Source organism: Sanyastnella coralliicola (assembly GCF_030845195.1).
Classification (GTDB): Bacteria; Bacteroidota; Bacteroidia; order Flavobacteriales_D; family Sanyastnellaceae; genus Sanyastnella; species Sanyastnella coralliicola.
On the sequence record NZ_CP132543.1, the window covers coordinates 1217236 to 1244224 of the forward strand.

General features: G+C 45.7%; 24 protein-coding genes. 5 read left to right on the forward strand and 19 right to left on the reverse strand.

Going from position 1 to position 26989, the window contains the following annotated elements:
* Positions 1 to 76: 76 nt before the first annotated feature.
* The 4 genes from RA156_RS05125 to RA156_RS05140 form a co-directional block, all read right to left on the reverse strand.
* Positions 77 to 856, reverse strand: coding sequence for a nuclear transport factor 2 family protein (locus tag RA156_RS05125; protein ID WP_306643397.1), 780 nt, complete (start codon positions 854 to 856; stop codon positions 77 to 79).
* Positions 857 to 943: 87 nt separating this feature from the next.
* Entirely contained in the window at positions 944 to 1819 is an 876-nt protein-coding gene (locus RA156_RS05130; protein WP_306643398.1) for a helix-turn-helix domain-containing protein, read from the reverse strand.
* Positions 1819 to 2400 (reverse strand): DUF1287 domain-containing protein, encoded by a 582-nt coding sequence (locus RA156_RS05135; protein WP_306643400.1) that lies wholly within the window; start codon positions 2398 to 2400, stop codon positions 1819 to 1821. The genes RA156_RS05130 and RA156_RS05135 overlap by 1 nt, the downstream gene beginning before the upstream one ends.
* A 296-nt stretch (positions 2401 to 2696) precedes the next feature.
* The gene (locus RA156_RS05140; protein WP_306643402.1) at positions 2697 to 3446 is read right to left on the reverse strand and encodes a hypothetical protein; all 750 of its coding nucleotides are present in this window, start codon (positions 3444 to 3446) and stop codon (positions 2697 to 2699) included.
* A 231-nt stretch (positions 3447 to 3677) separates the two neighbouring features.
* Here RA156_RS05140 and RA156_RS05145 point away from each other — a divergent pair, with 231 nt between their 5' ends.
* Entirely contained in the window at positions 3678 to 4892 is a 1215-nt protein-coding gene (locus RA156_RS05145; RefSeq protein WP_306643405.1) for a cytochrome-c peroxidase, read from the forward strand.
* 1 nt (position 4893) lies between these two features.
* Here the strand turns inward: RA156_RS05145 and RA156_RS05150 are convergent, their stop codons facing one another.
* The 8 genes from RA156_RS05150 to RA156_RS05185 are packed head-to-tail and all read right to left on the reverse strand — an operon-like array spanning position 4894 to position 12281.
* Complete coding sequence (locus RA156_RS05150; protein ID WP_306643407.1) at positions 4894 to 5868, reverse strand: DUF6625 family protein; 975 nt, start codon at positions 5866 to 5868, stop codon at positions 4894 to 4896.
* The gene (locus tag RA156_RS05155; protein WP_306643409.1) at positions 5869 to 6393 is read right to left on the reverse strand and encodes a KdsC family phosphatase; all 525 of its coding nucleotides are present in this window, start codon (positions 6391 to 6393) and stop codon (positions 5869 to 5871) included.
* Positions 6383 to 7147 (reverse strand): Rossmann-like and DUF2520 domain-containing protein, encoded by a 765-nt coding sequence (locus tag RA156_RS05160; protein ID WP_306643411.1) that lies wholly within the window; start codon positions 7145 to 7147, stop codon positions 6383 to 6385. Before RA156_RS05160 ends, RA156_RS05155 begins: the two co-directional genes overlap by 11 nt.
* Positions 7144 to 9954 carry a cytochrome c biogenesis protein CcsA gene (ccsA, locus tag RA156_RS05165; RefSeq protein ID WP_306643413.1) on the reverse strand — a complete coding sequence of 937 codons (2811 nt, stop codon included), beginning with the start codon at positions 9952 to 9954 and terminating at the stop codon, positions 7144 to 7146. Before ccsA ends, RA156_RS05160 begins: the two co-directional genes overlap by 4 nt.
* On the reverse strand, positions 9954 to 10358 hold the full coding sequence (locus RA156_RS05170; RefSeq protein ID WP_306643415.1) for a cytochrome c maturation protein CcmE domain-containing protein: 405 nt from the start codon (positions 10356 to 10358) through the stop codon (positions 9954 to 9956). Before RA156_RS05170 ends, ccsA begins: the two co-directional genes overlap by 1 nt.
* A 3-nt stretch (positions 10359 to 10361) precedes the next feature.
* A complete protein-coding gene (locus RA156_RS05175) occupies positions 10362 to 10583 on the reverse strand; it encodes a CcmD family protein (RefSeq protein ID WP_306643417.1) in 222 nt (73 codons plus the stop codon).
* Positions 10570 to 11604, reverse strand: a complete 1035-nt coding sequence (locus tag RA156_RS05180; RefSeq protein WP_306643419.1) for a cytochrome c biogenesis protein — start codon at positions 11602 to 11604, stop codon at positions 10570 to 10572. The genes RA156_RS05175 and RA156_RS05180 overlap by 14 nt, the downstream gene beginning before the upstream one ends.
* A gap of 14 nt (positions 11605 to 11618) precedes the next feature.
* Entirely contained in the window at positions 11619 to 12281 is a 663-nt protein-coding gene (locus RA156_RS05185) for a heme exporter protein CcmB (protein ID WP_306643420.1), read from the reverse strand.
* Positions 12282 to 12428: 147 nt separating this feature from the next.
* Between RA156_RS05185 and glpK the strand changes: the two genes are divergently transcribed.
* Together glpK and RA156_RS05195 are read left to right on the forward strand one after the other, a co-directional pair.
* Complete coding sequence (gene glpK / locus RA156_RS05190) at positions 12429 to 13910, forward strand: glycerol kinase GlpK (RefSeq protein WP_306643422.1); 1482 nt, start codon at positions 12429 to 12431, stop codon at positions 13908 to 13910.
* Positions 13840 to 15495, forward strand: coding sequence for a glycerol-3-phosphate dehydrogenase/oxidase (locus tag RA156_RS05195; RefSeq protein WP_306643423.1), 1656 nt, complete (start codon positions 13840 to 13842; stop codon positions 15493 to 15495). Before glpK ends, RA156_RS05195 begins: the two co-directional genes overlap by 71 nt.
* Here the strand turns inward: RA156_RS05195 and RA156_RS05200 are convergent.
* The 3 genes from RA156_RS05200 to RA156_RS05210 all read right to left on the reverse strand — a co-directional run bounded on the left by RA156_RS05200 (position 15487) and on the right by RA156_RS05210 (position 17336).
* A complete protein-coding gene (locus tag RA156_RS05200; protein WP_306643425.1) occupies positions 15487 to 16068 on the reverse strand; it encodes a 3'-5' exonuclease in 582 nt (193 codons plus the stop codon). The genes RA156_RS05195 and RA156_RS05200 overlap by 9 nt on opposite strands.
* Before the next feature lie 26 nt (positions 16069 to 16094).
* Positions 16095 to 16670, reverse strand: coding sequence for a plasmid pRiA4b ORF-3 family protein (locus RA156_RS05205; protein WP_306643427.1), 576 nt, complete (start codon positions 16668 to 16670; stop codon positions 16095 to 16097).
* A 150-nt stretch (positions 16671 to 16820) separates the two neighbouring features.
* The gene (locus RA156_RS05210) at positions 16821 to 17336 is read right to left on the reverse strand and encodes a lipocalin family protein (protein ID WP_306643429.1); all 516 of its coding nucleotides are present in this window, start codon (positions 17334 to 17336) and stop codon (positions 16821 to 16823) included.
* Positions 17337 to 17419: 83 nt separating this feature from the next.
* Here RA156_RS05210 and RA156_RS05215 point away from each other — a divergent pair, with 83 nt between their 5' ends.
* Positions 17420 to 18061, forward strand: a complete 642-nt coding sequence (locus RA156_RS05215) for a response regulator (RefSeq protein WP_306643430.1) — start codon at positions 17420 to 17422, stop codon at positions 18059 to 18061.
* Positions 18062 to 18065: 4 nt separating this feature from the next.
* Here the strand turns inward: RA156_RS05215 and RA156_RS05220 are convergent, their stop codons facing one another.
* The gene (locus RA156_RS05220) at positions 18066 to 21053 is read right to left on the reverse strand and encodes a ligand-binding sensor domain-containing protein (RefSeq protein WP_306643432.1); all 2988 of its coding nucleotides are present in this window, start codon (positions 21051 to 21053) and stop codon (positions 18066 to 18068) included.
* A gap of 48 nt (positions 21054 to 21101) precedes the next feature.
* Here RA156_RS05220 and RA156_RS05225 point away from each other — a divergent pair, with 48 nt between their 5' ends.
* The gene (locus tag RA156_RS05225) at positions 21102 to 21782 is read left to right on the forward strand and encodes an SIR2 family NAD-dependent protein deacylase (RefSeq protein WP_306643434.1); all 681 of its coding nucleotides are present in this window, start codon (positions 21102 to 21104) and stop codon (positions 21780 to 21782) included.
* On the opposite strand, the gene RA156_RS05230 is transcribed toward RA156_RS05225, so the two are convergent.
* The 3 genes from RA156_RS05230 to RA156_RS05240 all read right to left on the reverse strand — a co-directional run bounded on the left by RA156_RS05230 (position 21783) and on the right by RA156_RS05240 (position 26974).
* On the reverse strand, positions 21783 to 22568 hold the full coding sequence (locus tag RA156_RS05230) for a hypothetical protein (protein ID WP_306643436.1): 786 nt from the start codon (positions 22566 to 22568) through the stop codon (positions 21783 to 21785). It lies immediately after the preceding gene.
* Positions 22568 to 23593 (reverse strand): hypothetical protein, encoded by a 1026-nt coding sequence (locus tag RA156_RS05235; protein ID WP_306643438.1) that lies wholly within the window; start codon positions 23591 to 23593, stop codon positions 22568 to 22570. Before RA156_RS05235 ends, RA156_RS05230 begins: the two co-directional genes overlap by 1 nt.
* Before the next feature lie 87 nt (positions 23594 to 23680).
* Positions 23681 to 26974, reverse strand: a complete 3294-nt coding sequence (locus RA156_RS05240; protein ID WP_306643440.1) for an adenylate/guanylate cyclase domain-containing protein — start codon at positions 26972 to 26974, stop codon at positions 23681 to 23683.
* Positions 26975 to 26989 lie beyond the last annotated feature (15 nt).

Here is a 26989-nt window from a genome sequence, read left to right on the forward strand (position 1 = left end):
CAATTCCTGAGCATAAACACAGAAAACGGATTGTCTAACACAAAATCATGGGGTACTCATAACCACTGTTAAAAGCCTAAAATTTTCCGCTATTCACGGGGTTTTCAGGAACTGGTTCTACATTGTCCCAATGTTCAACAACGCGTCCGTTCTCTACTCTGAAGATGTCTACCTGAGCATAGTCTTGATCTAGTTTGCCATCGTTCCAATTCGCCTTAGATAGCGTGGCTACGAAGTTTCCTTGTCCAACACAGAGTACAATCTCTTTGTAATTCAGCGGACGCTGTGGGTCCTTGGCTAATTGGTAAAAGGCATCTCTTCCGTCAGCTACCTCTTTGTTATGCTGGATGTAATCCTCAGCTACAAACTCTTTAATGAGTTCTGGATTGCCGCCCTCCATCAAGGCATTGTGCAAAAGGTTCTTCACGAGGGCAACATTCTCATCGGTTTTATCTAGATCAACGATCTCCGTGGGTCCATCAATCGAAGTATGTCCTGAAGGGGTACTATCTGCGTACGCTGAGATTACATCCCAGTGCTCAATGATCTTGTCATCTTCATCGTATGCGAAGAAATCTGTCGTGACCCACTTCGCTTCACCATTATTAATGTCTTGATATGCTTGTACGAATACGTGTTTGCCGTCATCCCAGCCTCTGATAATTTGAATGTCGCGTACCGGACAACGTTCAACGAAGTCACCAAAGAATTCGATGAATCCTTCTTTACCGTCTTTAACACCTGTACTGTGTTGCTTGTAGTAAGCTCCAGTATATTTATTAATGGCCTCAACATAGTGTCCGTCGCGGATACCTTCGAGGTAGAGTGCTTTTGCTGATTCTAGTCTTTTGCTCATGGTCGTGTTGTTTCAAAATGACAACACAAATGTGGAATCCTCAAGTAAACAAGGAGTTATAGATTCAAGTGTATCTATGGTAAATGTCTAACCATTCATCGTTCTGAATTGCTGAGGGGTGAATCCAGATTGCTTCTTGAACCACTTGCCGAAATTGCTTGGCTCATCAAAACCTAGCTCAAATGCGATCTCTTTCGCGCTTTGCTTCCCAAAGACCAATGCTCGCTTTGCGCTTAGCAGCAGCTGCTCGTCGATATAGGCCTTGATGGTAAGTCCCGTAATTGCCTTTGAAATTTCGTTCAGGTGCTTGTAAGAAACACCCAGCTTTGCTGCGAAGAAATTGGCATCACGCGAGTCGGAGAAGTGTTGTTCATGCAGCTCAAGGAACTGATAAAACAAGTCACTCTGGCTAGTTATTGGATCTTGATCTGGCAGCTGTAAACACAATTCGAGCAAGAGGGAAGTCAACAGAGTACCAAGTTTCAATTGTCCATTTCCAGAAGAACTTGAGGCGTAGCTCTGGGTTAACAAGCGCAACAATGTTTGCAGGTGTTCACTTTGATCAAACGCTTGAACATTCGTCCTGGTCAAGAATGAGCGTTTAAATCGAGCTAGTGCTGCTTGTGAGGCATGTTGGTCCAGAAATTCTTCAGTGAAAAGAACGAAGGTTCCTTTATAATTCCGAGTAACATCGAAGGCGTGAACCTGTCCTTTGGTCAATAGAAGTGATTGCCCTTTGTGGAGATCAAGTGGTTCAAAATCTACTTCATGTTTGACGTAAGAAGACTCGAGGAAGATGATTACGAAGAAAGCTAATCGGTGCGCCTTGAAAGGGTCGTGATCTAGGTCAGCAGGAATGTCAAACAGCTCCTCGATTCGTTTGATTTCGAATCCATGGGCAGTACGCTCATCACTTTCGTGAAATTGAATTCGGGGAATGGATCTTGGACTGTTCTTCATCATTAGCAATCATCGGTCATACGGTAATGACCAATGATCGTGAACTCGAAAAGCATGTCTTCTAAAACCTGTCCAGATCCAATGTTGTGTACAATCTGGAAGGCACCTGAGCTGCCTTTCACTCCTGATACAACGCCAATGTGTTTAATTCCACCTCCAAGATTCCAACAAACGATGTCACCTGGAAGGTAGTCTTCCGCGCTAGCGCTAATGGTCAATTCCTTACCAAATCTAGAAAAGAACACCATGAGATTCGGAACTCGGCGGTGATCAATGTTGTAATCAGGTCGTGAGAGTCCCCAATTCGCAGGGTAGAGGTGAAAGTTGTTTCGCATGTCTTCATGTACCAGCTGTTGCAGGTCGATTCCCATTTTGCGATAAGCGCGAATCACGACATCTGTGCAAACTCCTTTGTCAGCCGGGACATCTCCCATAGGGTAGCTCAATTTGAAGTAACTAGGGTCGTAGGTGACTTGGTCCTGTGTTAACGCTAGCGCGGAATCGGCCAAGGCACGTTCGAATTCCTGTCCACAAATGGAGAAGGAACAAAGGAACAGAGAAAAGAAAACGAGTGATCTGAGCATTCACTAAGATGTAAAATGCGCACTTAACTCCCTAGGGATTAGGATGTTTTAACTCCTTTGGGCGATGGTAATAAGAGTAACTACAAAGATGGTGACAACTATCGGAATGGTGGTCCAAATGTAATTTTCAAGCTTACCCGCTTTGGTAGCCCAAAGACCTGCAACTACTATGGCGAAACATTCGAAGCCCCTTAAGGAGAACACAACGGTAAGTGCACTTATCATAAGTAGAGCACGAAGCCACCATGGCACACGCTTTTTAGCTTCCAAAAGTCGACGGAATAATCCTTGATGGTTTAAATGATCTTGACGCTTTCAACTCGGAAACGATCTCCCAACTGTTCTACAACGAAAGCGTACTTCCGTAGTACTTCATTCCCACTTCCAAATCCAACTTCAATCTTCAATTCGTTTGCAGTTCGTTCAATGGATTGGATACGGCCGATATTCAAATTACCCCTGGTGAATTCGTCTTCTTTAGTCAGCACAAAGAATTTCTGGCTCACTTGCATTGAAGGTAGTGGAGGCTCTAAGCTCCCATCTTGTTTGAAGTACATCTCTTGAGTTGACTTGATGCCTTCTTGCTCCCGCAAATCTGCTTCCATCGCTCCTAAAAGCGCTAGGTAGTATTCGCTTTCGATCAATTCAATGAAGGTGACAATAGGGGAGATGCCACCTGCGGCGTACCTCAAGTTCTGTTTATTTGATCTGATCTGCACAGTAATGCGCTCATTCTTCTTTTGCTCATCATCACTTGATTCAATCGACGCAAACAAGCGCTCAACACCAGACTTCAATCGCGAGGTAGGAAACTCGGTATAAGGAAAGGTCTGTCCGTTGATTCGATACACAACTCCAGTCGTCGCCTGCGTAATTCGCAACTTGATCAACCCACGATCATCTCGATCCTCCCCAGAAATAGAAGGCGTAGTGAAGTTGATCGTCACGGTCGCTTCGTCTTCAAACACCATGTCAACGGCGTCTTGAGCTGTCAAAATAACGGAAGCAAACAGAAATAGAAAGTTCAGTAGTAGTTGGCGGGTCATGGACTAATATAGGGATAAACGGTGGTGGTTGACGGTGGACAGTGGACGGTAGACAGTAGACGGTAGACAGTAGACGGTAGACAGTAGACGGTTGGATAATGCACTAACGCCTAACGCCTAATGCCTATAGCCTAAAAGCCCACGTTTGCCCTTTCGACCTGGGAACCATTAAACCTAGACTCGAATCCCGAGTCAAATCTTCAACTAGCAACAAAACCAATACCTAAGATCATGAGAAGAAGCATTGAAATTCTTGGATTGATTCTACTTCTCTCCGTGGCAGTCGTAGGCTGTAAGAAGGACGACGAAGAGGATCAAGATTCTAACTCAAATAATGTAGGGGCAACAGGAGCTTATCCGGCAGTGGAAGCTACGTTTGGTGGTTCGATCGACTTAAATAACCTGTTGGATTACGGTGATGGGAATGTTCCAGTTTACATCAACAAAGACAATACGAACGGAAATTTTATCACAGACGCCGGGGCTACGCTGGGCCGCGTTCTGTTCTACGATAAAAGTCTTTCTGTAGACTATACTATCAGCTGTTCCTCTTGCCATCAACAATCTGCAGCCTTTTCAGATATCGCAGTCCAATCAGATGGTGTTGCGGGAGTCACAGGACGACACTCCATGCGATTGATTAATTCTCGATTTGCAGATGAATCGCGGTTCTTTTGGGATGAGCGTGCCTTTTCTCTTGAAGAACAGACGACCATGCCAATTCAAGATCACATTGAAATGGGATGGAGCGGAGAAGATGGAGACCTTGAGTTTAATGAGCTTTTCGATCGCCTTGAGGCTATCGATTACTATCAAGAGCTCTTCACCTATGTATATGGGACAAGTCAAGTGACTGAAGACCGCATACAACTCGCATTAGCCCAGTTTATTCGCAGCTTTCAGAGTTTCGATAGTAAGTTCGACGAAGGCATGGCTGATGCACCGAATGCAGGGGTGAACTTCAATAATTACACTGCTCAAGAGAATAACGGAAAAGGCCTCTTCTTGGCACCCGCAGATCTAGATCCGAATACTGGCGAACGTATTGGAGGAGGGTTAGGATGTGGTGTATGTCACCGACCTCCTGAGTTTGATATTGATCCAAATAGCGCTAACAACGGTGTCATCGGCGTAGCCGGAAGTGCCGATGTTGATACGGATGTAACGCGCTCACCAAGCCTTCGTGATCTTGTGAATCCAGAAGGAGGTTCAAATGGACCTTTCATGCATGATGGGTCATTGGCTACGCTCGACGACGTCATAGATCATTACAACAACATTCCAATAAATCCTGATAATGATAATCTAGATCCTCGATTATCTGGTGCGGGTAATGGACAACAATTGAACATCACAGACCAGGAACGCAATCAGATCATCGCATTCCTTGAAACATTAACTGGAGAGGATATTTACACGAATGAAAAGTGGTCTGATCCTTTTTAGATCATTTCCATAAACGACGTTTAAGTCCCCCAAGCAGTCGTTTTGTTACGAGCTCGTGTGCCTTTGGTGCGCGGGCTTTTTGTTTGCGATCAGCTATTTCGCTGGCTACGTTTTCATGGTTTCGATGGAAGCCATAATGGCTCACCCAGAATTCATTCGGAATAGTTTCCCAGTCAGGGTAACTGAACTTGTAAGATCGCTTCTCAGTAACCCAGTGGTAGTGTAAGAAGGAGGCGGGAGCCGCCGTTCCGCGTTTAGCGAGAACATGCCCATCTTTGAAATGAATCAACTCATCTTCAGCAATGAACTCTTTTATTCGATTTTGGAAGTACAGACGTTGACCATGTTCATGGAAGAAGACTACTTCAGAAAAACTGTGGCAAGTTGTATTCAGATCTTGTAAAGACTCTCCGTTGCGAAGGTTGTCGTAGATGTTGTCTCTCTTATTTGGAAGTCGAGCAGCTTCGTCAAAACCAACGTATCGAGCTTGCTCAAAGACCTTTTTCCAGTCTGGAGATGCTTGGTATAGGATGCGGTTTACCTCGTTATTCCTAAAGAAGGCAAGTGAGCCGGAAAGCCAGTGTTGGCGGAAACTTATGATGTCAAATTGGTCAAAGATTCCTTCCGCCTTCAACGAGTGAAAATCACCCAGCACAAGGTCGATGTCTCCAATTCCCCACCAATCGGTGTCTGTTAAAAGGTCTTCAAATAGATGTCCGTAGGCTGGCTTGAGATCACACAGCTTATATGGGTAGGTGAGGTCTAGGTTGATGCCAAGTTTCCCTTTCGCTCGAGATACCAGCTCATCTGATGAACAATGGACCTTACGGACGTTCGATGGGTGTTCCGGCGGTAATTCTAGATCAGTGACGAACAGAAAATCAATGAAATCAGCGTATTCCGCACTTTTTAAGAAGAGAGGGAAGTATGGAGGGAAAGCGTCTCCAACATACGGTATGATGACCTTAATCGTCATCTACCATTCGTGCGACTCGTCATCAAACCACTTGCCTTGAACTTTCATGGTCTGTTCCAAAATGTCTCGAACGCATCCTTTACCACCATCAACCGGCGAAATGTAGTCGGCAATTTCGCGTATCTCTGGGGCTGCGTCGTTCGGACATGTTGCCAACCCAGCCATACCCATCACTCGGTAATCAGGAATATCATCGCCCATGTAGCAAACTTCATCAGCTGTGATACCCTCTTTGGCCAAATAGTCATTGAAGACTTTCACTTTGTTCGCGCTTGATAAGAACACATCTTTCACGCCCAAGCCTTCGAATCTCTTCTTTACAGCTTCTGAACGTCCACCTGTAATAATCGCTACGCGGTAGCCTTTCTTTACAGCTAATTGCACTGCATAACCGTCGCGAACATTTGCCGTACGCAATTGATCACCGTCTGTAGAAAGGATAACGATTCCGTCAGTAAACACTCCGTCAACGTCGAAACAGAAAGTGGTGATATCGTTGAGTTTAGTCTTGTAATTATCGCTCATAGCTTTTGATAATGCTGTTGCTGATTAGGGCGTAAATATCTTTGAGCTCGGGATATTCCTCGAGCAAAATTAGGTGCGAATCTAATGTCTTCTCATCATTGCGCAAGGCAGGACCTGTTTGGGCTTCAAATGCTGACATTTCACCGGTCTTGGCAATGGTTTCTTGAATGAGCGGACGCAATAGATCGAGCGTAAGATCGTGATCCTCGAGATACTGCTCGGCTTGATGAAATAGGTGATTCGTAAAGTTATTTACGACCACTGCCGCCACGTGCAAGTGTTTTCGTTGATCTGAATCAATGCGTTGGACGTTCGAAGAAAGGTACTCCGCGAGTTCGATCAACTCTTGTTCCCACTCAATGTTATTGGCTTCAATGCACAATGGAATATCATCCCAGGTTGGCTCTCTTGAATCACTAAAGGATTGAAGAGGGTAGAACACTCCACTATTTTCATGGCTTAACTGATCGAGTGCTGCAGTTCCTGATGTGTGTGCTACTTTTCGCTCGCGCGGAATCGATTGTCCTACCGAGGAAATGGCATCGTCACTAACAGCGATAATCAAAGGAAGATCATCTCCTGGAATTTCATCATAACCGATACTCGTAGCATCGATTGATGAAGCAAAGAACTGAAGCTCTTCTGGCCTGCGGCTGATGATATGTCTTACTCGCACTCCCTGATCGACAAATCGTTTGGCCAGGTGATGTGCCACCTTGCCAGATCCTGCGATATCAAGGATTAAGTCATTCATGCCTTTTTCGGACGCTTAGACAGTTTGATTCGATGTCTTACTGCGAGTGTTGTTCCGATAATCATGATGATACAACCTAACCACAGAATGTTGATCTGAGGGAAGATGACCGCTTGCATAACAATGAAGTCACGACGGATACTCTCATGCTCCCAGATGGTCATATTGATGTTCTGATCCACAGGGTTGAAGCTGTTCACCAAGAATTTCAATCCCCAGTTGTCGTAAGTCTGAGCATCAGGAACAATGAGTGAATCACGTATGATGTATAACGGATCAATAGCTTCTACGCGATTGCGTTCACGAAGCGAACAATGCACGCGTAGTGCAATGTCTTTCTCGAGAAGGCTATACGCTGGTTTTAAGCTATCTGGGACTGCTGACAGTGAGTCAATCGTCACCAACACATTGCTTACCAAAAGACTATCACCTACATGCAGGTCATGCGCTCGACCGCCCAAGAATCCTTCTTCATCAGTCTCAGGAGGGGAGATCTGACCCCACTTAATATGCGTGTACAGATCTTGATGAATGAAGTGCTTCGTATCTGGCTCTGGTGCGTTACCCATCTGCTCATTAAGCTGAACACGAGGTTCAAGGGTAAAGAGCTTCTCACCCGGAATACCTGCTACCCAACGCTGTGCCTCACGCGCATGGCGCTCGTTTGGCAATGGGATGGTGCGCCACTTGCTCTCCATATCTCGGATGAAGGTGCGCGAAGCCAAGTGGTCTTCCTTCGCCTCGAAGAACATGTTACTGAAGAAGATCACGTCGCCTTCTTTGAACTGCTTAGGTACCATCTCGAAGTAATCGATCTCAAACATCACGTGGATGCCTTTGTCGTATCGATCCTTGTAAGAGATAAAGTAGTCACCCATTTGAAGGGTGTCACCTTGAAGCAGTAGAATGTCTTCGCGGTTATCGAAGTCGTTATTGAGGGTAGTGATATCTCCCATTTGGTTCTGAGAGATAATGTCTTTCTGAGACGTACTGATGACAGCTCCAAAGATCAATAAGCCAAAGCCTATGTGCGCTATCGCGGAACCAGACTTATCCCATTTCCCTTTGACCATTGAAACCAGGTAGTCAAAGTTGGATGTCACCGCGAAGATGGTTGCAAACACCAGTGCGATACGAGGGAATTCACCTGCAGAGAAGTCGAAGAATAGCAGCACCAACATCAACAAAGCTCCCGCTGCAACAAACGATCGTACGATTTGACCGAGGAATTTCTTTGGGTCTGTCTTCTTGTATTTTAACCACTGAGTAAAGCCAATCAACATGATAAACAAGAATGCCAAAGGCACCTGGTACACGTGATAAGCAGCCTCCATATCAGTAGAAGGGGCAAAGTTGTGGTCTGCCAATGACTTGAACCAAGCCCAGCCAGTACTTTCATGAAGTCCCATGAAGGTTTCGCTGTATGGTTCGAGTAGTTTATTGAATACTGGAATCGACGTCGCAAATGAAATTTGAATCCCTGCAACGAGTAGAATCACACTTCCAATAAAGATCCAGAACTCGCGCGACCATAGGTCTTCTTCGACTTTTGGTCTAGGGATATGCTTTGCATAAGCTATGATCAGAACCGCTGCAAGAGAAGCAAGGAAAACGATGGTAACGTTCATTGTTGCCTTTGAACTTCCCCAAATTCCGATGGCTAGGAGAACAGCCCAAAAAGTCGCGATCATCCAACGCCAACGAATATGCTTAAGCATCATCACAGCCCCAACACCAGAAAAGAATAAAAGGTATACCAATAGCTGCGGAAGAATTCCGCTATCCACGAAACTGTGCACTGAAGTGTCACCCAAGATTCCACTCTTGGTCAAGAAAGTAGAGTAGACGATCAGAATGAATGACCCCATGATCAAGAACAACGCAGAGAATACGGATGTCACTTTGTTACGGTTGACCATAAGCAGGTGTCCACCACCTACGAGTAGCAACCATGGTACCAGTGAACTATTCTCAACAGGATCCCACGCCCAGAATCCACCGAAGCTCAATGCTTCATAGGCCCAAGCACCTCCCATAAGGATTCCGGTCCCAAGAATCATGATACCGAAGAACGCCCATGGGGTCGCTGGACGCATCCACTCGATGTATTGTTTCTTCCATAAACCGGCAATCGCGAAGGCAAATGGCATCAACGTACTAGCGAATCCAAGGAATAGAGTAGGAGGGTGAATCACCATCCAGTAGTTCTGAAGCAACGGGTTGAGTCCTTGTCCGTCAGCAAACAATGGCAAGCTTAGATACTCCGCATTTCGAGTCCATGGTAAGCCAATATTTTCAGGAGCTTCTCGGATGAGCAAGAAAGGATCAATTCCAAACTGATAGTCTCCAAAGTAAACACCCAGTAGCATGCATGCCAGCCACGCTTGCACCGAAGCAATGATGGCCATTACAGGCGCTTCCCATGTAGAACGACGTCTAATGAAGATGAGTGCTAGTACAATGTGCCAGAACATCCAAAGCAGGAATCCTCCTTCTTGTCCGCCCCAAAAGCAACTAAACTGCAGTGGGGTACCCATCTGGTTATTCAGGTGTTTCCAGATATATTGGAATTCGTAGCGGTGGTTGAAGATGAGGGTGTATATGAGCACAATCACCAACAGGAAGGATACAGCATGTACAATAAAAGCGGTTCTTCCGAAACGCTTCCATGACTCATTGCCCTTTCCAAGAGCCCCCATTAAATAGCCGATAAATCCGGCAATCGCAGCGGCAAATCCTCCAGCGATTAAGAACCTACCCAGCGTAGCTGCCCAGGTCCATTCTCCTTGGTAAACGATATCTTCCATTAATTCTCTACCTCTGCCGTCTCTAGGTTGTGCTTATTCTTGTTGTACTTCGATGGACACTTCATCAACATCTCCGTGGCAATGAACTCACCGTCAATGACACGTCCGTACAAATCAATTGATTCAGATTGCTCTAATCCTGTGGGCTTCGCTTTCTTCAAGTTGACCACTTGTGAATTCCCTTCCTTATCGAACATGTGGAACACGGTAAGTTCGCTATTCGTTTGAGGATCGTAGGTCACAGGGTAATCTCTGTTCAGCGTTCCTGAAATCTTGTATTCTTTGCCAGGATTGGCGAACGCTTCTTCAAAAGCCACAGATGTATTGGCACCTGTGAAAGTGGCGATGAAAGTTCCAACTACAACGGCGATCAAAATGATCAATACGATTTGAGTCTTTTTCATGGTCTACTTCTTTTCAGCTTCTTTTTCAAGTTTGCCGATCTTACGATCAAGTACAAAGAGGTATACAAAGATACCTACCAAAATAACAGCTGCGACAGCCATGACTACGGGCATTTTGCCACTTGAGAACATGGTCTCCTCAAGAGGAGAAATCGTTTCCGCGCTAGCGAAAACAGAAGTCAACATCAATACGGCAAGCAGCCCAATGGATTTAAGCATCTTCATCGTAATACAACTTAAGTTCAAGACGGTTCATGCGCAGACGCAAACGGTAAATCCAGTATCCTAAAAGGATCCAGCCAAGTACGGCTGGGTAGAAAATCGCTCGCAAGCTGCTATCGAGATCATAACTATTGAATCCAGGGTTTCCTCCTTTACCTGGGTGGAGTCCTTCGCTGAATCTTGGAAGAATCATCAACAAGATGAACAAGATGACATAGGCGAAGATGTTGAACACAGCGGCTACACGAGCGCGCTTTTGTTCGTCGTCAATACCAGCGCGTAACACCAAGTAACCGACATAAATCAAGAAGGTCACAAGGGCACCGTTAAGCTGTGGGTCATTCACCCACCAGCTACCCCAAGTGAATCGCGCCCAGATCGAACCAGTGATCAACCCGAGAACCGCGAAGGTGATTCCTACGCGATTGGCCGCTTCTGCACGCAAATCAAATTCTTTCTTTGGCTTATTCAAGTACTTGATCGAAGAGATAAATCCGATCAACATGATGAAGAACATCGTAAACCACATCGGAACGTGGAACATCAAGTTTCGAATGGTTTCGAAGATGACCGGTTGGAATGGTATTTCGAATACTAAACGAGTGTTCCACCCGCCTGATGGAGGCGTACAATACCCTTCGGCATTAGCGTCTAACTCAACTCCTTCGAGGTAAACAGCGTTCGGGAGCATGGTGGTTCCATCCGTCGTATTGCGGACGTAAACATTGAAAAAGCTCGCCTTCACGCGCTCTGGAAGGTCAAGTGCAACTCGAAGACGGTCGTGGGCAATAACTTCTTCAACCGTTCCGCACATGTACGTCGAGTCATGGGCAAAGAAAACTTCGGGAGTCTCACTAGCGTCAAAGTGCGTGTTGTAACCAACAATAATGCACTCATTTTGACCAGGTTGGAAGCTGGTATTGTCAACGGCAATCAGGCCAGGACCTAGCTTAACTAAGAACGAGGCGGCGATGACATAAAGAAGGAGCAGGAAAGCCAGTACTTTCCACCAATTCTTAAGCATTCAGTGAATGAATTTTAATCGCGCCAAAGGTAGGGAAATAACAAGTAGCTCAGTACCCCGATCGCGATGCTAAGTACTAACAAAAAGGAGAGATTTATCAGGTTCTCTCCGAGTGGTAACCCCGCAATGACCTGTTTGTTGTAGTTGTTGATCAAGATGATCAATGGAATGGCAATAGGGAGGCCTAAGACTGCTGTTAGTCCGATCCCGGTTTCACTTTGTGACGCTATCGCGGAAATGAGTGTCAGTAATGTGGCGAATCCGAAACACCCACCAAGCAGGCCAAGGATGAAGGAAAGCTCCTTTCCATCAATTGGTGTGCTTCCCAAGAATAGCGCGTATGAGCCAAATGCCACCAGACCTAACAACATCATCAAAAAGCTGTTGTAGAAGACCTTCGCTAAGATGTACTCTTGAGGCTTAATGGTGTAATAGAGGTACAAACGAATGCCTCTTTCTTGGGTTTGAAAACTCTTGCCAACCGCACTAAAGGCAGTGAAAAGCACGATCACCCAAAGCAGCGCATTCCAGGTTGTTTCGTCTTCCAAACTCTCAAAAGCTTGATAACACAGGTACACAGTACTCAACGCGAACAGGCCAATACCCACCAGGGTGTGCTGTTGACGAAACTCCAAACGAGCCTCATGCCGGATCAGAAAGAATATTCGGTTGAGCATGCCGCAAAGGTAGTTTAGATTTCGACGTTGGTTTGGTGTGGAATGTTGAATGTTGAATGTGGAACGTTGAATGATGAATGAATTCGAGCACTTCTTTCCACGTTCAACATTCCACGTTCCGCAAAAAGCTTTCCCTATATTTCTCACATGATCCTAACCATTGACCAAGGAACCACCAGTTGTCGTTCATTACTCGTCTCTTCGAAAGGAGAGGTCATGGCTGTTGCCCAAGAAGAGTTTACACAGTTCTTTCCTCATCAAGGATGGGTGGAACATGATGCAGACGAAATCTGGGAGACGCAGTTAAGAACGATTCAAGCTGTGTTTGAGAAGGCCAAGGTCTCTCCCAAAGAGATTATGGGAATTGGGATTACCAACCAGCGTGAAACCACGGTGGCGTGGGACAAAACGACAAGCAAACCCATCTGCAAAGCCATCGTTTGGCAGGATAAACGCACTGCTGCGATTTGTGAAGACATCAAGATCAAAGGATTGGGCGAGCGAGTACGCGAACGTACGGGCCTCGTCGTAGATGCTTATTTCTCAGCTTCCAAAATGATGTGGATCCTCAGCGAGGTGCCAGGGGCAAGAGAATTAGCGAATCAAGGAAAGCTCTTGCTAGGAACTATTGATAGCTGGCTGATGTGGAAATTATCTGAAGGCGAACTCTTTGCCACAGACGTTTCGAACGCTTCAAGAACCATGCTCTTTGACATTCATTCACTAGAATACGATGAGGTGTTGCTAACAGAGTTCGATATCCCTCGATCAGCACTTGCAGAGGTGAAACCTTCCATAGGCACCTTTGGTTATGCGAATATTCTGGGCGAACGAATTCCCATTACTGGTGTCGCTGGCGATCAACAGTGTGCCTTGTTCGGACAAGCGTGCTTTGAGAAAGGAATGGTAAAGAACACGTACGGAACAGGATGTTTCATGTTGATGAATACCGGCACCACCTGCCATCAAAGCAAACACGGACTATTATCAACCATTGCATGGGCCAACGGAGAGAAAACAGTGTACGCGTTAGAAGGATCAGTATTCATTGCTGGCGCAGCTGTTCAGTGGCTGCGTGATGGTCTGGAAATCATTGAAAACGCTGCTGACTCAGAAGAGTTTGCAGAACAAGCGGAGTACAAAGAACACGTATACGTAGTACCAGCATTTGTTGGTCTCGGCGCACCCTATTGGGATATGTATGCTCGAGGTGCCGTATTCGGCTTAACCCGAGATACCGGAAAGAATGAAATCGTTCGCGCCACTTTGGAGTCTATGGCATTTCAAACACGAGATGTTCTGGATGCCATGTCTGAAGACGCCGGTTTGAAAATAACCAAACTCCGTGTTGACGGTGGTGCCTCCGCGAACGACCTTCTCATGCAGTTTCAAGCGGATATCATCACTACGGAGGTTGACCGACCTGCCAATGTGGAGTCTACCGCCTTGGGCGCTGCATACATGGCAGGTATCGGTTGCGGACTATGGCAACAGTCTGAAATCAAGCAACTAAGACGCTCAAATCGTGTTTTTAAACCATTAATGGAACAAAAACGCGTTGATCGCATATACAAAGGCTGGAAGAAAGCCGTTGAACGCAGTATGCAATGGATCGATCATGAACCGTGATGTAGCTATCGAACGTATGAAGTCTGCCAGTGTTGATCTGGTGGTCATAGGAGGGGGAATCACCGGATGTGGTATTGCCCTCGACGCTGTGTCTAGAGGTTTGTCGGTGGCACTCGTGGAGCGTGAAGACTTTGCTTCAGGAACCAGCAGCCGCAGTACCAAACTCATTCACGGCGGTCTTCGTTACCTCAAGCAATGGGACTTCAAGCTCGTGAATGAGGTTGGTAGAGAGCGGGCTATCGTGCACAAGATTGCCCCGCATTTAGTGCACCCAGATAAGATGCTGCTTCCGCTGGTAAAGGATGGGAAGTATGGATACTGGTTAACGAACGTAGGCCTAACCGTCTATGACCTGTTGGCAGGAGTGAACGGTGATGATCGTCGCCAAATGCTCAATAAAAAGGAAACGTCGGAGCTTGAACCTTTGTTAAGAGATGATATTCTCGAGGGTGGGGGCTTTTATGCTGAATATCGCACGGATGACGCCAGATTAGTGATGTCAGTGCTTAAGTCAGCAGTATACGAAGGAGCATTGGCGGCAAACTACTGCGAAGTCGTTGATTACAGAATCAAGAAGGATAAAATCCGCGGGGTACGCGTGATAGATGTGCTTTCTCAAGAAGAGTTTACCATCAAGGCAAAGCTCGTAGTGAACGCAACGGGGCCATGGGTAGATCAGCTCAGAGCAAAAGCAGATGCCCTGCATGGGAAAAAGTTGTTCTTGAGTAAGGGAGTGCACCTGGTGGTTTCAAGAGACCGATTCCCGATTAACAACACCGTGTATTTTGATAATGAAGACGGACGTATGCTATTCGCCGTACCAAGGATCAACAAGGTTTACTTAGGGACTACTGATACTGCCTATTCCGAAGATATCGCTTCACCTCAAACGAGCGCGGAAGATGTTGATTACGTGTTGAAGGCCGTCAATCACATGTTTCCGTCTATCAAGCTTCAAGTTCAGGATGTCGAGTCGACATGGGCCGGACTTCGGCCGCTCATCTTTGAAGAGGGCAAAGGCGCCTCAGAGATGAGTCGTAAAGACGAAACCTTCGAAGCCCACAATGGATTGATCTCCATTGCTGGAGGAAAGCTGACGGGTTATCGAAAGATGGCAGAGCGAATTGTAGACCTCGTATTCGATCGACTTGAACGCGATAATCCTGGATGTACTACAGATCAAAGAACCCTTCATGGAGGTGAATTCCTAGATTACGCCGCCGTAGAAAAGGCAGTGAAGAAACTGACGAAGGAGGGGATGGAATCAGACTTAGCCACCTATTTAGTCCATAACTACGGCTCCAACGTTGGTCTGCTCTTGCATGATGTGAAGAGCTTCGAAGCCAAGGATATTATCAAAGCCGAATTGAACTACGGAATTGAGCACGAGATGGTGATTCGTGCCAATGACTTCCTCGAACGTCGAACTGGCCGACTGAATTTCGATATCCATAGCGTCAGAAAGTTCTATCCGAAAGTGATTCAGTGGATGGCGAAAAGGCTATCCTGGGACGAAGAACGTAAGGAACAAGAGAAGAAAGCCGTGGAATCAAAACTCGATGAGGTTACCTCAATGCTAACCTAGTTTACGTAACAATTGGCGTCGTTGAATATCGAGCAAAGGCGTCCAATCACCGAACATTTCCTCTAAAATTCGCGCTGTATTTCGCGCATCGTCAATGGCACGGTGTGAAGTACCGTCAAAAGTGAGTCCGGTGTACTCAAGTGCGGTTTTAACCCCTACAGGTTCTTTGAGTTTAAGAAGTTTAGAGTGACTCATCTTCAAACACAGGAAGTGATTCAGCCAAGGTAGTTCGATCTCGTGGAGTTCTCCGTCTCGTAATAGCTGTTGCTTGTCATAATCACCCCAGCTGGCTAAGAGATAATCACCTTCATTCGGCTTGAGCCAATCTTCAAATGACCACATGACATCTTGAAAGTCCTCAGCACCGTCAATATGATGCTGCTCGATAGACGTAAGCTCTTTACAGAAAGAGGAAAGGGTGGGGTTGAGCTTAGGTTTGATGAACTCTGAGAATTCACTCATGCGCTGACCATACTCGTCAACCATCACTGCTCCCAGTTCAATGGTTTCTTGACGGGGAGGTTTTCTCCTTCTCCAGCACGTGGCTTCTAAGTCAAAAATGACGTATCTCAATCGCTCAGTCTTTTTGTAGGCTCGATTTAGTAGAGCCAATCCTCATCCAATGAGTCGATGTAATCATCGATCTCTTCGAGGTCTTCATTAATCACCGACATTCTAAATTGGGCAGGATCATATTCTCCACCATACCAGTCTACTTTTTCCTCGTATTCCGGAAGTCGTGGGTTAGACATGATTTTCAGAAATTCATGGTAACCGCTAATTCCTCCTACATCTTCTGGTGGGCAATTACGCTCTCCTGCAAGACAAATCGGAATGTGCTCGCTTTCGTCGTTCTCTACGATTTTCTCCAGTGTAATGGTATGTGACCATTTGTCACCAAAGTCATAAACATAGTTGATCTTATCACCAGCACTTTGGACGAATTCATCCAAATTTACTTCGTGGTCTTCAACGAAGTCTTCATCTTCCAAGAACTCTAATTGCGAGATCTTTTCAACTGCTGTTGCGAAGTAGTATAGGTGACAGTTTTCCCAGCCCATGGCGAGCTGAATAGTGTGGTGTAAGGTGCGCATGTCAATGTCTGAATTAACGCGCACTCGGCGCCAAACTCTCGGTTCCAGAGAATCAAGCTCGATGAGTAGTTCGAAGATCATCGTTGAGAAAAAGAATAGATATTTACAGGAATCTGTATTGGAGCCTGTGTCTCCATAGGTTAGTGATTGTTTTGCAGTGTGAAAATAGTCAATAGCTACTACCTAGCGTCGCTCTTAACCGAAATTTTACACCGTTCATGGATTTCTACGTTACTCAGAACAAGAATGTTCTGTCCAGATTAAGGTGCTGAGATCAAAGCCTTCGTTCTCTGCATGTTGCATGAGTTGACTACTAATATCCTTCGGTAAAACAGGAGTTCTACTCAGAATCCACAAGAATTCTCGGTCAGGAGAACCAACCAAAGCATATCCATATTCGTCATCTAGCTGCATTACGTAATAGTCACCATAGAAAGGCTTAAAGAAGCTAACTTTCAGTACTCCAGGTACTTCAGTATTCGGGCGTTTCGCTTCTCCTTCAGAAACAGATGCTGAACCATCAGCGATGCTAACACCACGATTCACTACCTGAACCTTTCCGTTCTCTTTGATCGTGTATTCTGCCGTGACACACTTAAGTCCGTCTTCAAATTTATTGGGTAGTCTGGCTACCTCATACCATTTACCAGCATAGCGATTCAAGTCTAATGTTTCTACAGTAGTGAGTGGTTCGCTTCCGCCGCAGGCGAATAAAAGCAGCATAAATAGCGGGAATAGTTGTTTCATAGCAGTAAATTAAGGTAAAGTACGGCAGATGCCTTACAGAAAAACCTGATTTGTGTTAGACCTTTGTACTAGACGAAGTGATTATGAAGATACAAGTGGCCGTAGCTGAGGATAACCCTAATCTTATCCGTTCTGTTCTCGAGAAACTCCAATTGTTTGATCAAGTGGAGGTCATGTGGGTGGCCAGCAACGGCGTGGAGGTGATTCAGAAAGTCACTAATCAGCAGCCTGATGTTATTCTGATGGACATCAACATGCCTGAAATGAATGGGGTAGAGGCTACTCGAAAGGTCAAAGATCAGTTTCCGAAGGTCAAAGTGATTATGCTAACCGTATTTGATGAAACAGATAAGATCTTCAATTCTATTCTTGCGGGGGCCAGCGGTTACTTGCTGAAAGACGAGAAACCTGGAAAACTCATTCAGGCCATTGAAGAAGCCATGGAAGGTGGTGCTCCGATGTCTCCTGTGATAGCGGCTAAGTCGTTGCAACTAATTCGCTCAGGGAAGCAAGAACCTGTAGAATCCGTTGATTTTGGATTGACCAATCGTGAAATGGAAATCTTGGAAGAAATTTCAAAAGGAAAGAACTACCAGCAAATTGCCGATAAACTCTTCATTTCGCCTAAAACCGTTCGTAAGCACATCGAGAATATCTATCGAAAGCTTCAGGTTCACAATAAGGTAGAAGCGATTCAACTGGCTATGAAGCACGGGATTATTTAATTCGCTAGCGCGGAAGCAAAAGCTCGATCTGTGTGCCTTTGCCCTCTTGGGTGCTTAACTCCAGTTTACCACCAATTTCCTTCATTCGAGTCACCATGTTCTTCATGCCGTAGTGACCTTCTCTTTCTTTACCAGAGAATCCTACGCCATCATCTGAGAAACGCATTCGGATAGTGTTTGCTTCAGTAGTCACTTCAAATTGGAAATGCTCTGCGTTGGCGTGCTTGATCGCATTATTGGCCGCCTCCTGCAACACTCGGAACATGTGAATGGCCTCGGAAGGATCTAGAATATGCTCGTGTGAGATATCAGTCTTCGAATCAAATATTGGGCGTTCGCGATGAGCCAAGATTCGTCCCATGTAATCTTGAAAACGAACAGAAAAGTCTTCAATCTCAACAAAATCTTGATTGATTGTCCAAATCGTATCTCTTAAGGTTTGCATGGTACCGCGAGCAAAATCGCTGAGGTCATCAAGGTCAGCTTCAGGCTCAGCGCTTTTCCCAGTAGAGATTTTATAGCTCATGTTATCGAGTGAAGTAATCACATGGGTGATCTGAGCACCGATGTTATCGTGAAGCTCCATAGAAATGCGTTCACGCTCATGTTGCACGCGTTCGATCGCCTCGCGTTTTAGAATCTCCTCTCTCAACCTTCGCTGAGCTATATAACGCACAACCATGATGATAACCAGCACACCAGCGATGATCAGGGCCACCAAGAACCAAGTAGTTTCCCAAAACGGAGGGTGCACCACTAGCGACACTTGTCGAATTCGTCCCACCAATTCATCAGCCGCCCATCGTGTGCCAATCTCTAGGTCCGATTTGCCATGGGGAAGACTATTAAAGTTCAATTGGGTGCTTCGCTTTCCTGTGCAAATCCATTGCTCATTTTGGTCTAAGCGGTAGCAGATTTCACAGTCTTGAACACCTATTCCCGGTTGCGCAATCGAAAGCGTAATGTTTTCATCTTGAGGGTATAGGTGGATGACTTCAGGATATAACAGGCCACCTTGAACTTGATCTAATTGTTCTGAATTGAGTGGTTGGTAATTGAGCTGCACACTCGTGATCAACACCGTGTGATCATTGCGCTTTTCCTTCTGTAAATCAGGCAACAAGAAATAACAACCATCCACACCACCAAACCAAGGGATATCTTTTACCATGCCCCCGGCGTTCTGGCTATGTTCTAAGAACGGAATCCCTTGTTCGAGAACGAGGTTTGACACTTTAAAACCCTCGCCAATTCTATCCGAGCTAATGATGCTCAAGCCTTCATTCGTGCATGCGATGAACGCCCCGGAGGTCTCTACCAGATCATAGACCACCTCGTTCTTCAGTCCTTGTTCAACGCCAATAACTTCGAACTGAATAAGGCCACCGTTTTGATCAACAGCGATACCTCCACCCATGGTTGAAATCCACAAATCGCCTGCATTACTGAGAAATGAGTTGGTGACCACATTGAACGGGAGTTCATCATCTCCTTCGCCCTCAACGAAAACACGTAAAGACGCATCATCGAGCTGGAGTTGATACAAACCCATAATGCCAGGAAGCCAAAGCTGATTTCCATCTACACGTAAACTCAAACAGTAGTTTGACCCTTGTGCATCAGGTGATAGGTCTGCAGGTAGGATGGTTTGGATTGTCCCATCCGCTTCACGTATGAAAACCCCGTCAGTACTGCTCATGACCAACCTGCCATCGTCTAGTTGATCAATCATACTGATCCCCGGAACATCGCGAAACAGGTCCAAATCTTCTATCCATTGTCCATCTTGTTGTGTGAAGCATTTCAATCCTTCGCTTCTAGTTCCAACCCACAAACGTGATTCATCCATGAATAAACACGTAGGGTGGAAACCTTCTAAGCGTTGAACCATCTTCATACGAGCTTCAGGTTGTATGGTAGGAGAGAAGAAGTCATCTTCTAGCTCGAAGACATTGATTCCTACGGTTGAACATACCAATAGCTGATTGTTGATCAACTCCACAGACCAAACAATGGGGTCGTCAAGAATCTCTCCAGGGATGTGTAGAATCTGTGAGCAGTTTGGATCCCAACGAAATGCACCGTAGCGGTTCGTTCCCATCCAAACACTACCATCTTGAGCTTGAAAAAAGCCACCTACATGATCGTTTTGAATGGCTGCATGATCCTTGTTGTAAATCATGGCAGGTGCTAAGCCATTGTCGTTCAGTGTGTATAGCCCCTTATTTGTTCCAAAGATGAACTCATTTCCTACCAAGCCAGCATCTTGAATGTCAATACTTTCAGCTGGTTCATTATTCCAGTCTTGGCCATCGTAAATAGACAGCTCGTCTTCGCTCCAGGCGAAAAGGTAGTCGCCAGCGACACTCAGATTTATGACTTCACTCAAGCCAAATTGAGTGCGGAATGGAGAAATCCTTCCTTCTTCAAACAGATACAATGAATCTCCATTCGATATAAGGGTTTGTCCCTTGTATGTCTCAAGCCGATTGTAACCTTCATATCCAAGAAGAGATGAAGCGGTGTACGCCGTATCAGATGAATTCAGAAAGTACAGCTGGCCAAAATGAAAGCTTAGAATTCCTCCTTCAGTCTTGGTGAGGTCTTGAACAGATTGATGGAAATCACCATTCGCGTCTGACGGGACGTGCAGCTGATGTATTCTACCGGTATGTGGATCTAGACGATTGAGCCCGTGGCGCGTTCCTATCCAGATGATGCCTTGATCATCTTCTACCATGTTGATGACGAAGTTATCTGTCAGTCCGCTTCCGTCGCGTTTCCTTCTAATAACCTCAAACTCTGAACCGTCGAAACGGCACAGTCCATCTTGCGTTCCGAACCACATCAACCCTTGTTGGTCTTCAATGATGGCACTTACGGTATTCTGATTCAAGCCGTCCTTGATGCTTAATGAAGAGAGTCTTATTCCACTTTGCGCTAGCGCGGAATAGGATAGGATGAATAGACAACTGATCAGTAACGAACGCATGATGCAAGGTACCAACTTTTGAGGCGTTACATCACTTACCTTTAAGGCATGAAAAGGATCGTTGTGATGAGTGGCGCTGGAATGAGCGCAGAAAGTGGAATACCAACTTTTCGTGGGGCAGATGGCCTTTGGGAAGGACATCGAATCGAAGAAGTGGCTACTCCTGAAGCTTGGCATGCAGACTACCGAAAGGTGCTTGAATTCTACAACTTCCGACGCAAAGGTGTAATGGAGGCAGAGCCAAACGAGGGGCACCTAGAACTGGCGCGAATGCAAGATGATTTCGATGTGCAGATTGTAACTCAAAACATTGATGATCTACATGAACGTGCGGGTTCAAATAATGTCATGCACCTACATGGAGAAATCATGAAGGCTCGCAGCACTGTTGATCCTTCACTCATTACCTCACTTGATCATTGGGAGCTGAAAGATGGTGACCGATGTGAAAAGGGAAGTCAGCTTCGTCCACACATTGTTTGGTTTGGGGAAGCCGTGCCAATGATGGAGTCAGCGATCGCCATGGCTCAAACCGCAGATATATTCCTCGTGGTTGGTACAAGCCTGTTGGTTTATCCGGCAGCTAGCCTGGTCAATTTCGTACGGCCTGGAACTCCGATTTACCTGATTGATCCAAATCTTCAAGGCATTGAAGGTTCGTCGGGCGTCACAGTTTTCAATACTGGAGCGGTAGAGGGGATGAAGTTGTTCCGTGAGGCAATCAGCTGATTACATTCCGAAGTAATTCAGAATAATCAAGAGATCTGACACACCAACTTGGTTGTCGTTGTCATAATCTCCATCAGCACATCCGCCGTTTACAGTATTTCCTATGTTGTTCAGGAAGGCTAAGAAGTCCGCAGTGTCAATCACGCCGTTTCCATTCTGATCAATGCAGCCAGGGTTAAACATCATATTTTCCTGAATGAACTCACCGTAGTAAGTGGTACTCCAACTACCATTGGCATCTTGAGTTCTGATATACAAATCATGCGGTCCTGGAGCCAAGGCTGTGGTTGGAATCTGAAGGGTTAGATCGACATCGAGTATATCAGGGTCAACATCGATTGGGAAACCATTTCCAAAACCAGGGTCTTGGTCGAAGAAGTACTCCAATTGAGCGAGAACAGGTCGTTCCGGTGCATCTAGAATGTTAAAGTCGATGATAAAGGGCAAGCTGGCATTTCCCGCATCGTCGAAAGCGACCAATGTAACCTGAACTCCTTGAGCTGAGGTGAATGGTGCAATAGGGATGCTCACGGATACATTGGCATCAACCGCTGGATTGAAGGCATCAAAGTTCACGATCCCAACACCCGGGTCAGGAAACAGCTGATACTCGATAGAAGCAATCGGTGTTAATGGGTCAGCTGACAATGTTTCGACGTACAAGGGAAGGTAGAGCTCGCCTAGGAGCACTTCGTTATCATATTCTACATTGATAATCTGTGGTAATTGAGCGTTGATCTGGATCGAACAAACCAAGGCAAAAATGAAGCTTAGTAGAACTCTCATTACTTGTTGGTTTTAGTTTTGATCTGAATTTCTAGATCTCCGTCACTAGAAGTTTCTTGCTCATAGAAATAGATCGAAGGTATTGGCGGCATCCCTGACAGCACATAGCTAAACTGTCCACCAAAGATTCCTACATCCGTACCATCGCTTCCTGCATTTAGTAAGGCGTTAGGAATGTCTGTTCTCAATCCAAATTGTGCATCTCTACTCGCAATCGAAAGTACTTCAAAGGTGCTATCCGTCTCCACAATATTATCGGTGGGCTGGTAGAGCGACAAAAAGGAATTCTCTGCAAAGTTGCTGCTCGCTGCTACGTTGGTCGAGAGTGGATCAATGACGCTTTCTTCAAAGACATTGTTGTCGAGCTGCACGTTGTTAAGCAACACTGAGGTAGAGCCGTAGAAAACGTTATTGTAGACCATCGCAGCAGAAGACGCTGAAATAATCAAGTTCGTAGCGGTAGGATCACCAAGGATATCCGTTTCATTCCACAATAGGTTATTGTGAAACTTCATGCTAATGCTATTGACAACATTCACGAGATCGGGAACTGTTGCTCGCATGTAGTTCTGACGCACGATGTTGAACTTCGTAGGACCAACATCACCAACAGTTAGGGTGCTTGAGACGTAATTGCGTTCAAACACAACACTATTTGCATTGATTCGTGCATCGGTGATGGAAAGTCCACTGACCACAACGCCATCAGCCGTGATATTGATTGGCCCAAGTTGGCTGGCACGAATATCTGCTTGATTTCCTGGGTTATCTACGAGGAAGAAGCCCGTTCCGTAAATGACGAGCTCGATATTAATCTCGACCTCGGAAACATTGTAGGCCACGTCAGAATGCTCAATGACAAGGGTGTCACCCGCAGCGCTTCCCGCGATAGCGGAAGCTAAATCCGTGAAGTCAGCACTGACTCCCGGGTTATTGTTCACTCGGTACCTTGACTGCGCTGAAGCATAGTTAGTCAAGACAACAAAAAAGCATACCACGAGGCATGCTGCGATTTGTCTATACATAGCAAAGAGGCAAAGTTAGTTACCCGAATATACTAATTCTGAGCCGATTGAACGGCATAAATGAATGATTCGTCGAAAAGATACGCGCTAAATGACGCTGCGATGCTCTTGGTGTAACAATGACAAAAAGCCCGGATTTGGTCGCATAGAGTGATCAGCATCAGCGAATTCCTCCTTGAATCCAATCAGCCAATACATATCGAGCTTTCCTTTGCCCTTCACTTCAATTTTCCCTCGATACTCACATTGGAAGTATTCCTGAATTAACTCATAGGTGTGCGCTGTAATATTAATGCGCCCCGCTTCACTCTCTGATTCCATTCGAGAAGCAGTATTCACGGTATCACCCCAGATATCATAGGCGAACTTTTTCTTTCCAACGACTCCAGCAATGACCTGACCACTGTTGATTCCAATGCGAAGATCCCAAGGTTCTTTGCCAGACTTACTTCGTTCGGTATTGATTTCCTGGGCTTTGTCCAGCATATAGAGTGCGAATGCACACACACGCATGGCATGAGTATCACTCTTTGCCGGAAGACCAGCGGCACACATGTACGCATCTCCGATGGTCTTGATCTTTTCAATTTTCAAATCTCCAAGCCCTTCATCCCAGGCCTGGAAGTAGCTGTCAAGGATCATTACCAATTCATTGGGATCCATCGTTTGCGTCCGACTCGTAAACCCTGCAAAATCACTGAAGAGAACACTCACGTTTTCGTAAGTCTGAGTTTGAGCTTTTCCATTCTCTTTCAGCTCGTCAGCAGTTCTTTTCGGGAGAATATTCAACAAGAGATTCTCCGCTTTCTTGCGTTCATGATTCACCTGCATAGTGCGTGTGGCCACTTTTTCCTCGAGCTCTTCATTCTCGATTCTCAGACGATAGGTACGCCATCTGACCAGAAGGTAAATCGTGATGGCAGCCAGAATAAGGCATGCAACAAGGAACCAAGTGGTCTTCCAGAAGGGTTGATCAATGGTAAACCAGTAATCTTCTGTCGGACCAACATGACCGTCAGAGCCGACAGCTCGAACTTGGAATTTATACTCTCCTGGCGGAATGCTTTGGTAGGTAGTAGAGCGTACCTTTGAAGGTTTCGACCAATCTCTATCGACGCCTTCCAAGAAATAGGAGAATTGTACCTCACGCTCGTCAACCCAATCAAAACCATCGAAATGAAAGGTCAAGTGGTTCTGGTCGTAACCAAAGAACGGATTCCAAGGAATGTCGTAGTTGTTCTGAATTGCCTCAAAATGAATGTAGTCAGCATCCAAAGTACTCATGGCCTTGCGCGGCTGAGTGCGTTCATCAATCAGGGTATCGCGCCAGTTGATCTCTCTACCATAAAGGTCGACACTCTCTACAAAAGCCCATGGCTCAAATTGACGTTCAGGCGCATTCTCAGTACGGAATGAAAACAAGGTGTTATCTCCCAACCAGAGTTGTTCGGTTTCATCTACTGTCACTGCTTCTCCTTGAGAAAGAAACTTGATTGGAATCTCCTTGTTAGCCTCAAATACACGTATGATTTCTTTCGATTCGGTATTGAATTGGACAAGCCCTTTACGGGTGCTGAAATAGATGGTGTTTGCCTCACTGGCTTCGTGTATATGAAGTACCTGCAAATCTGGAAATTTCGACTTGTGTTGTTTAAAGGAATCGGGGTTTGGAACGGTGAAATCTCCCTTTTTCAAGTCGAAGAGATTCACAGAATACAAACCCCCGCCATTCGTGCCAATCCAAAGAATTGAATCTTCGATGTGGACGCTTGATAAAACACTCGATTCTGAGAATACTTCCGAACCTATAGTATAAAAGGAAGCACCTTTTTCTGGCGAAAGAACAGAAAGGCCATCCGCAGTCGCGCACCAGGCGAATCCTTGATCGTCCATTTCGATGTCATAGATCGTATTACTTCTTAATCCATGTCCTTTGTCTAGGGTAATGATGGAGTCACCTTCAAATACAAGAAGTCCGGCAGAAGTGGCAATGGCCAACGCATTTGGATAGGCGGGTAGTTCTACAACATCATAGGTGTTCAAAAAGCGATCTTCATCGGGGACTAAGGTTCGCAAGCTTCCGTCATAGATTAGAATCTCTGCATTTGTTCCCAGTATCAGGGATTGATCAAAAGGAGATTCGCCTATGTACGAGATGCCACGACCAATCGAAGGGTACGACGTAGGCTGCAATGCACCATTCTGATACGATTGAATGTCACCTATTTCATTTGAGACTAATACTTCTCCAGACCGCAGTTTAGTGACAGCCTTAGTGGTTTGATCAACGCCCTCTTGCGTATCAGGCTGTATCGACTGAAAGGCTTCATTTTCAAGTTTGATTAATCCTCTTGCGATGCTACCAAACCAAACATTGCCTTGTGGATCAACGGCAACACCGGTTTTCTTTCCTTCAGGAATGCCTTCTGTGCTCCCATATGCGGTTAAACTGCCATTGGTGTATTTCACTAGTTCACCTTCTAAGGTGGTTAACCAAATGTCATCTCCGTTACGGTTGTAGTAGCCTTTGAACTCTTGTGCAGCTGAGAAATACTTGGTTCCAATAATCCCGTCCGAGAGTCCAGTGATTTGACCGTTTGATACCAAGGCTAAGCCCTGATTAGTCACCACCAACATCCCGTTAGGAGTGGGGAACATCGATCGAATGGTTCCGGCAGGGATTCCATCATTTTCACCTAAATACCGCCATGAACCTTCTTTGTTGATGGAGATGTTTCCTGTCCATGATCCATACCAAAGGCTGCCTTCTTCATCTTGCGCTATCGCGGAAGTGGTATTTCCCTTTGGCTGGTTGTCTTCTTGATAGAACGAAATCTGGTCCCCTTCAATACAAAAGACACCCAGCTTGTTGGTCCCGAACCAAATACGTCCTTGGTCATCTGGGAAAATACTCAACACCTTCATACGTTCTCCAGGGAGCCCCGATTTATCGGAGTATTCGGTGATATGTTGACCGTCGTACTTGACAATGCCATGTCCTGCGGTACCAATCCAGAGGTTCCCTTCCTTGTCGTTCGCGAAGCAGTTAATGTTCTTATCCGTGAAACAAGGAAGATGGCTATACACCTTGAATCTCACACCGTCGAAACTGACCAGTTGACCTTTAAATCCTCCAATCCACAACAACCCGCGGTTATCAAAGTGAAGGCTGAGAACGATGTTAATCGGTAGGTTCTGATCTTGGCTTAATTGATGGAATGGAAACTGCGTATGATCATCAAATCGCATGCTCTCGCTCTCGATTACTTGAGAAGGAGAGATGTCATACTCAATTCCTTCTAGGGGAAACACCTCGGTCTGGGCAATGGTACCCATACAAAGTAAAAGTCCGAGAAAGAGATATGTGATCTTGTGTAGCACGAAGGGAAAGTTTCC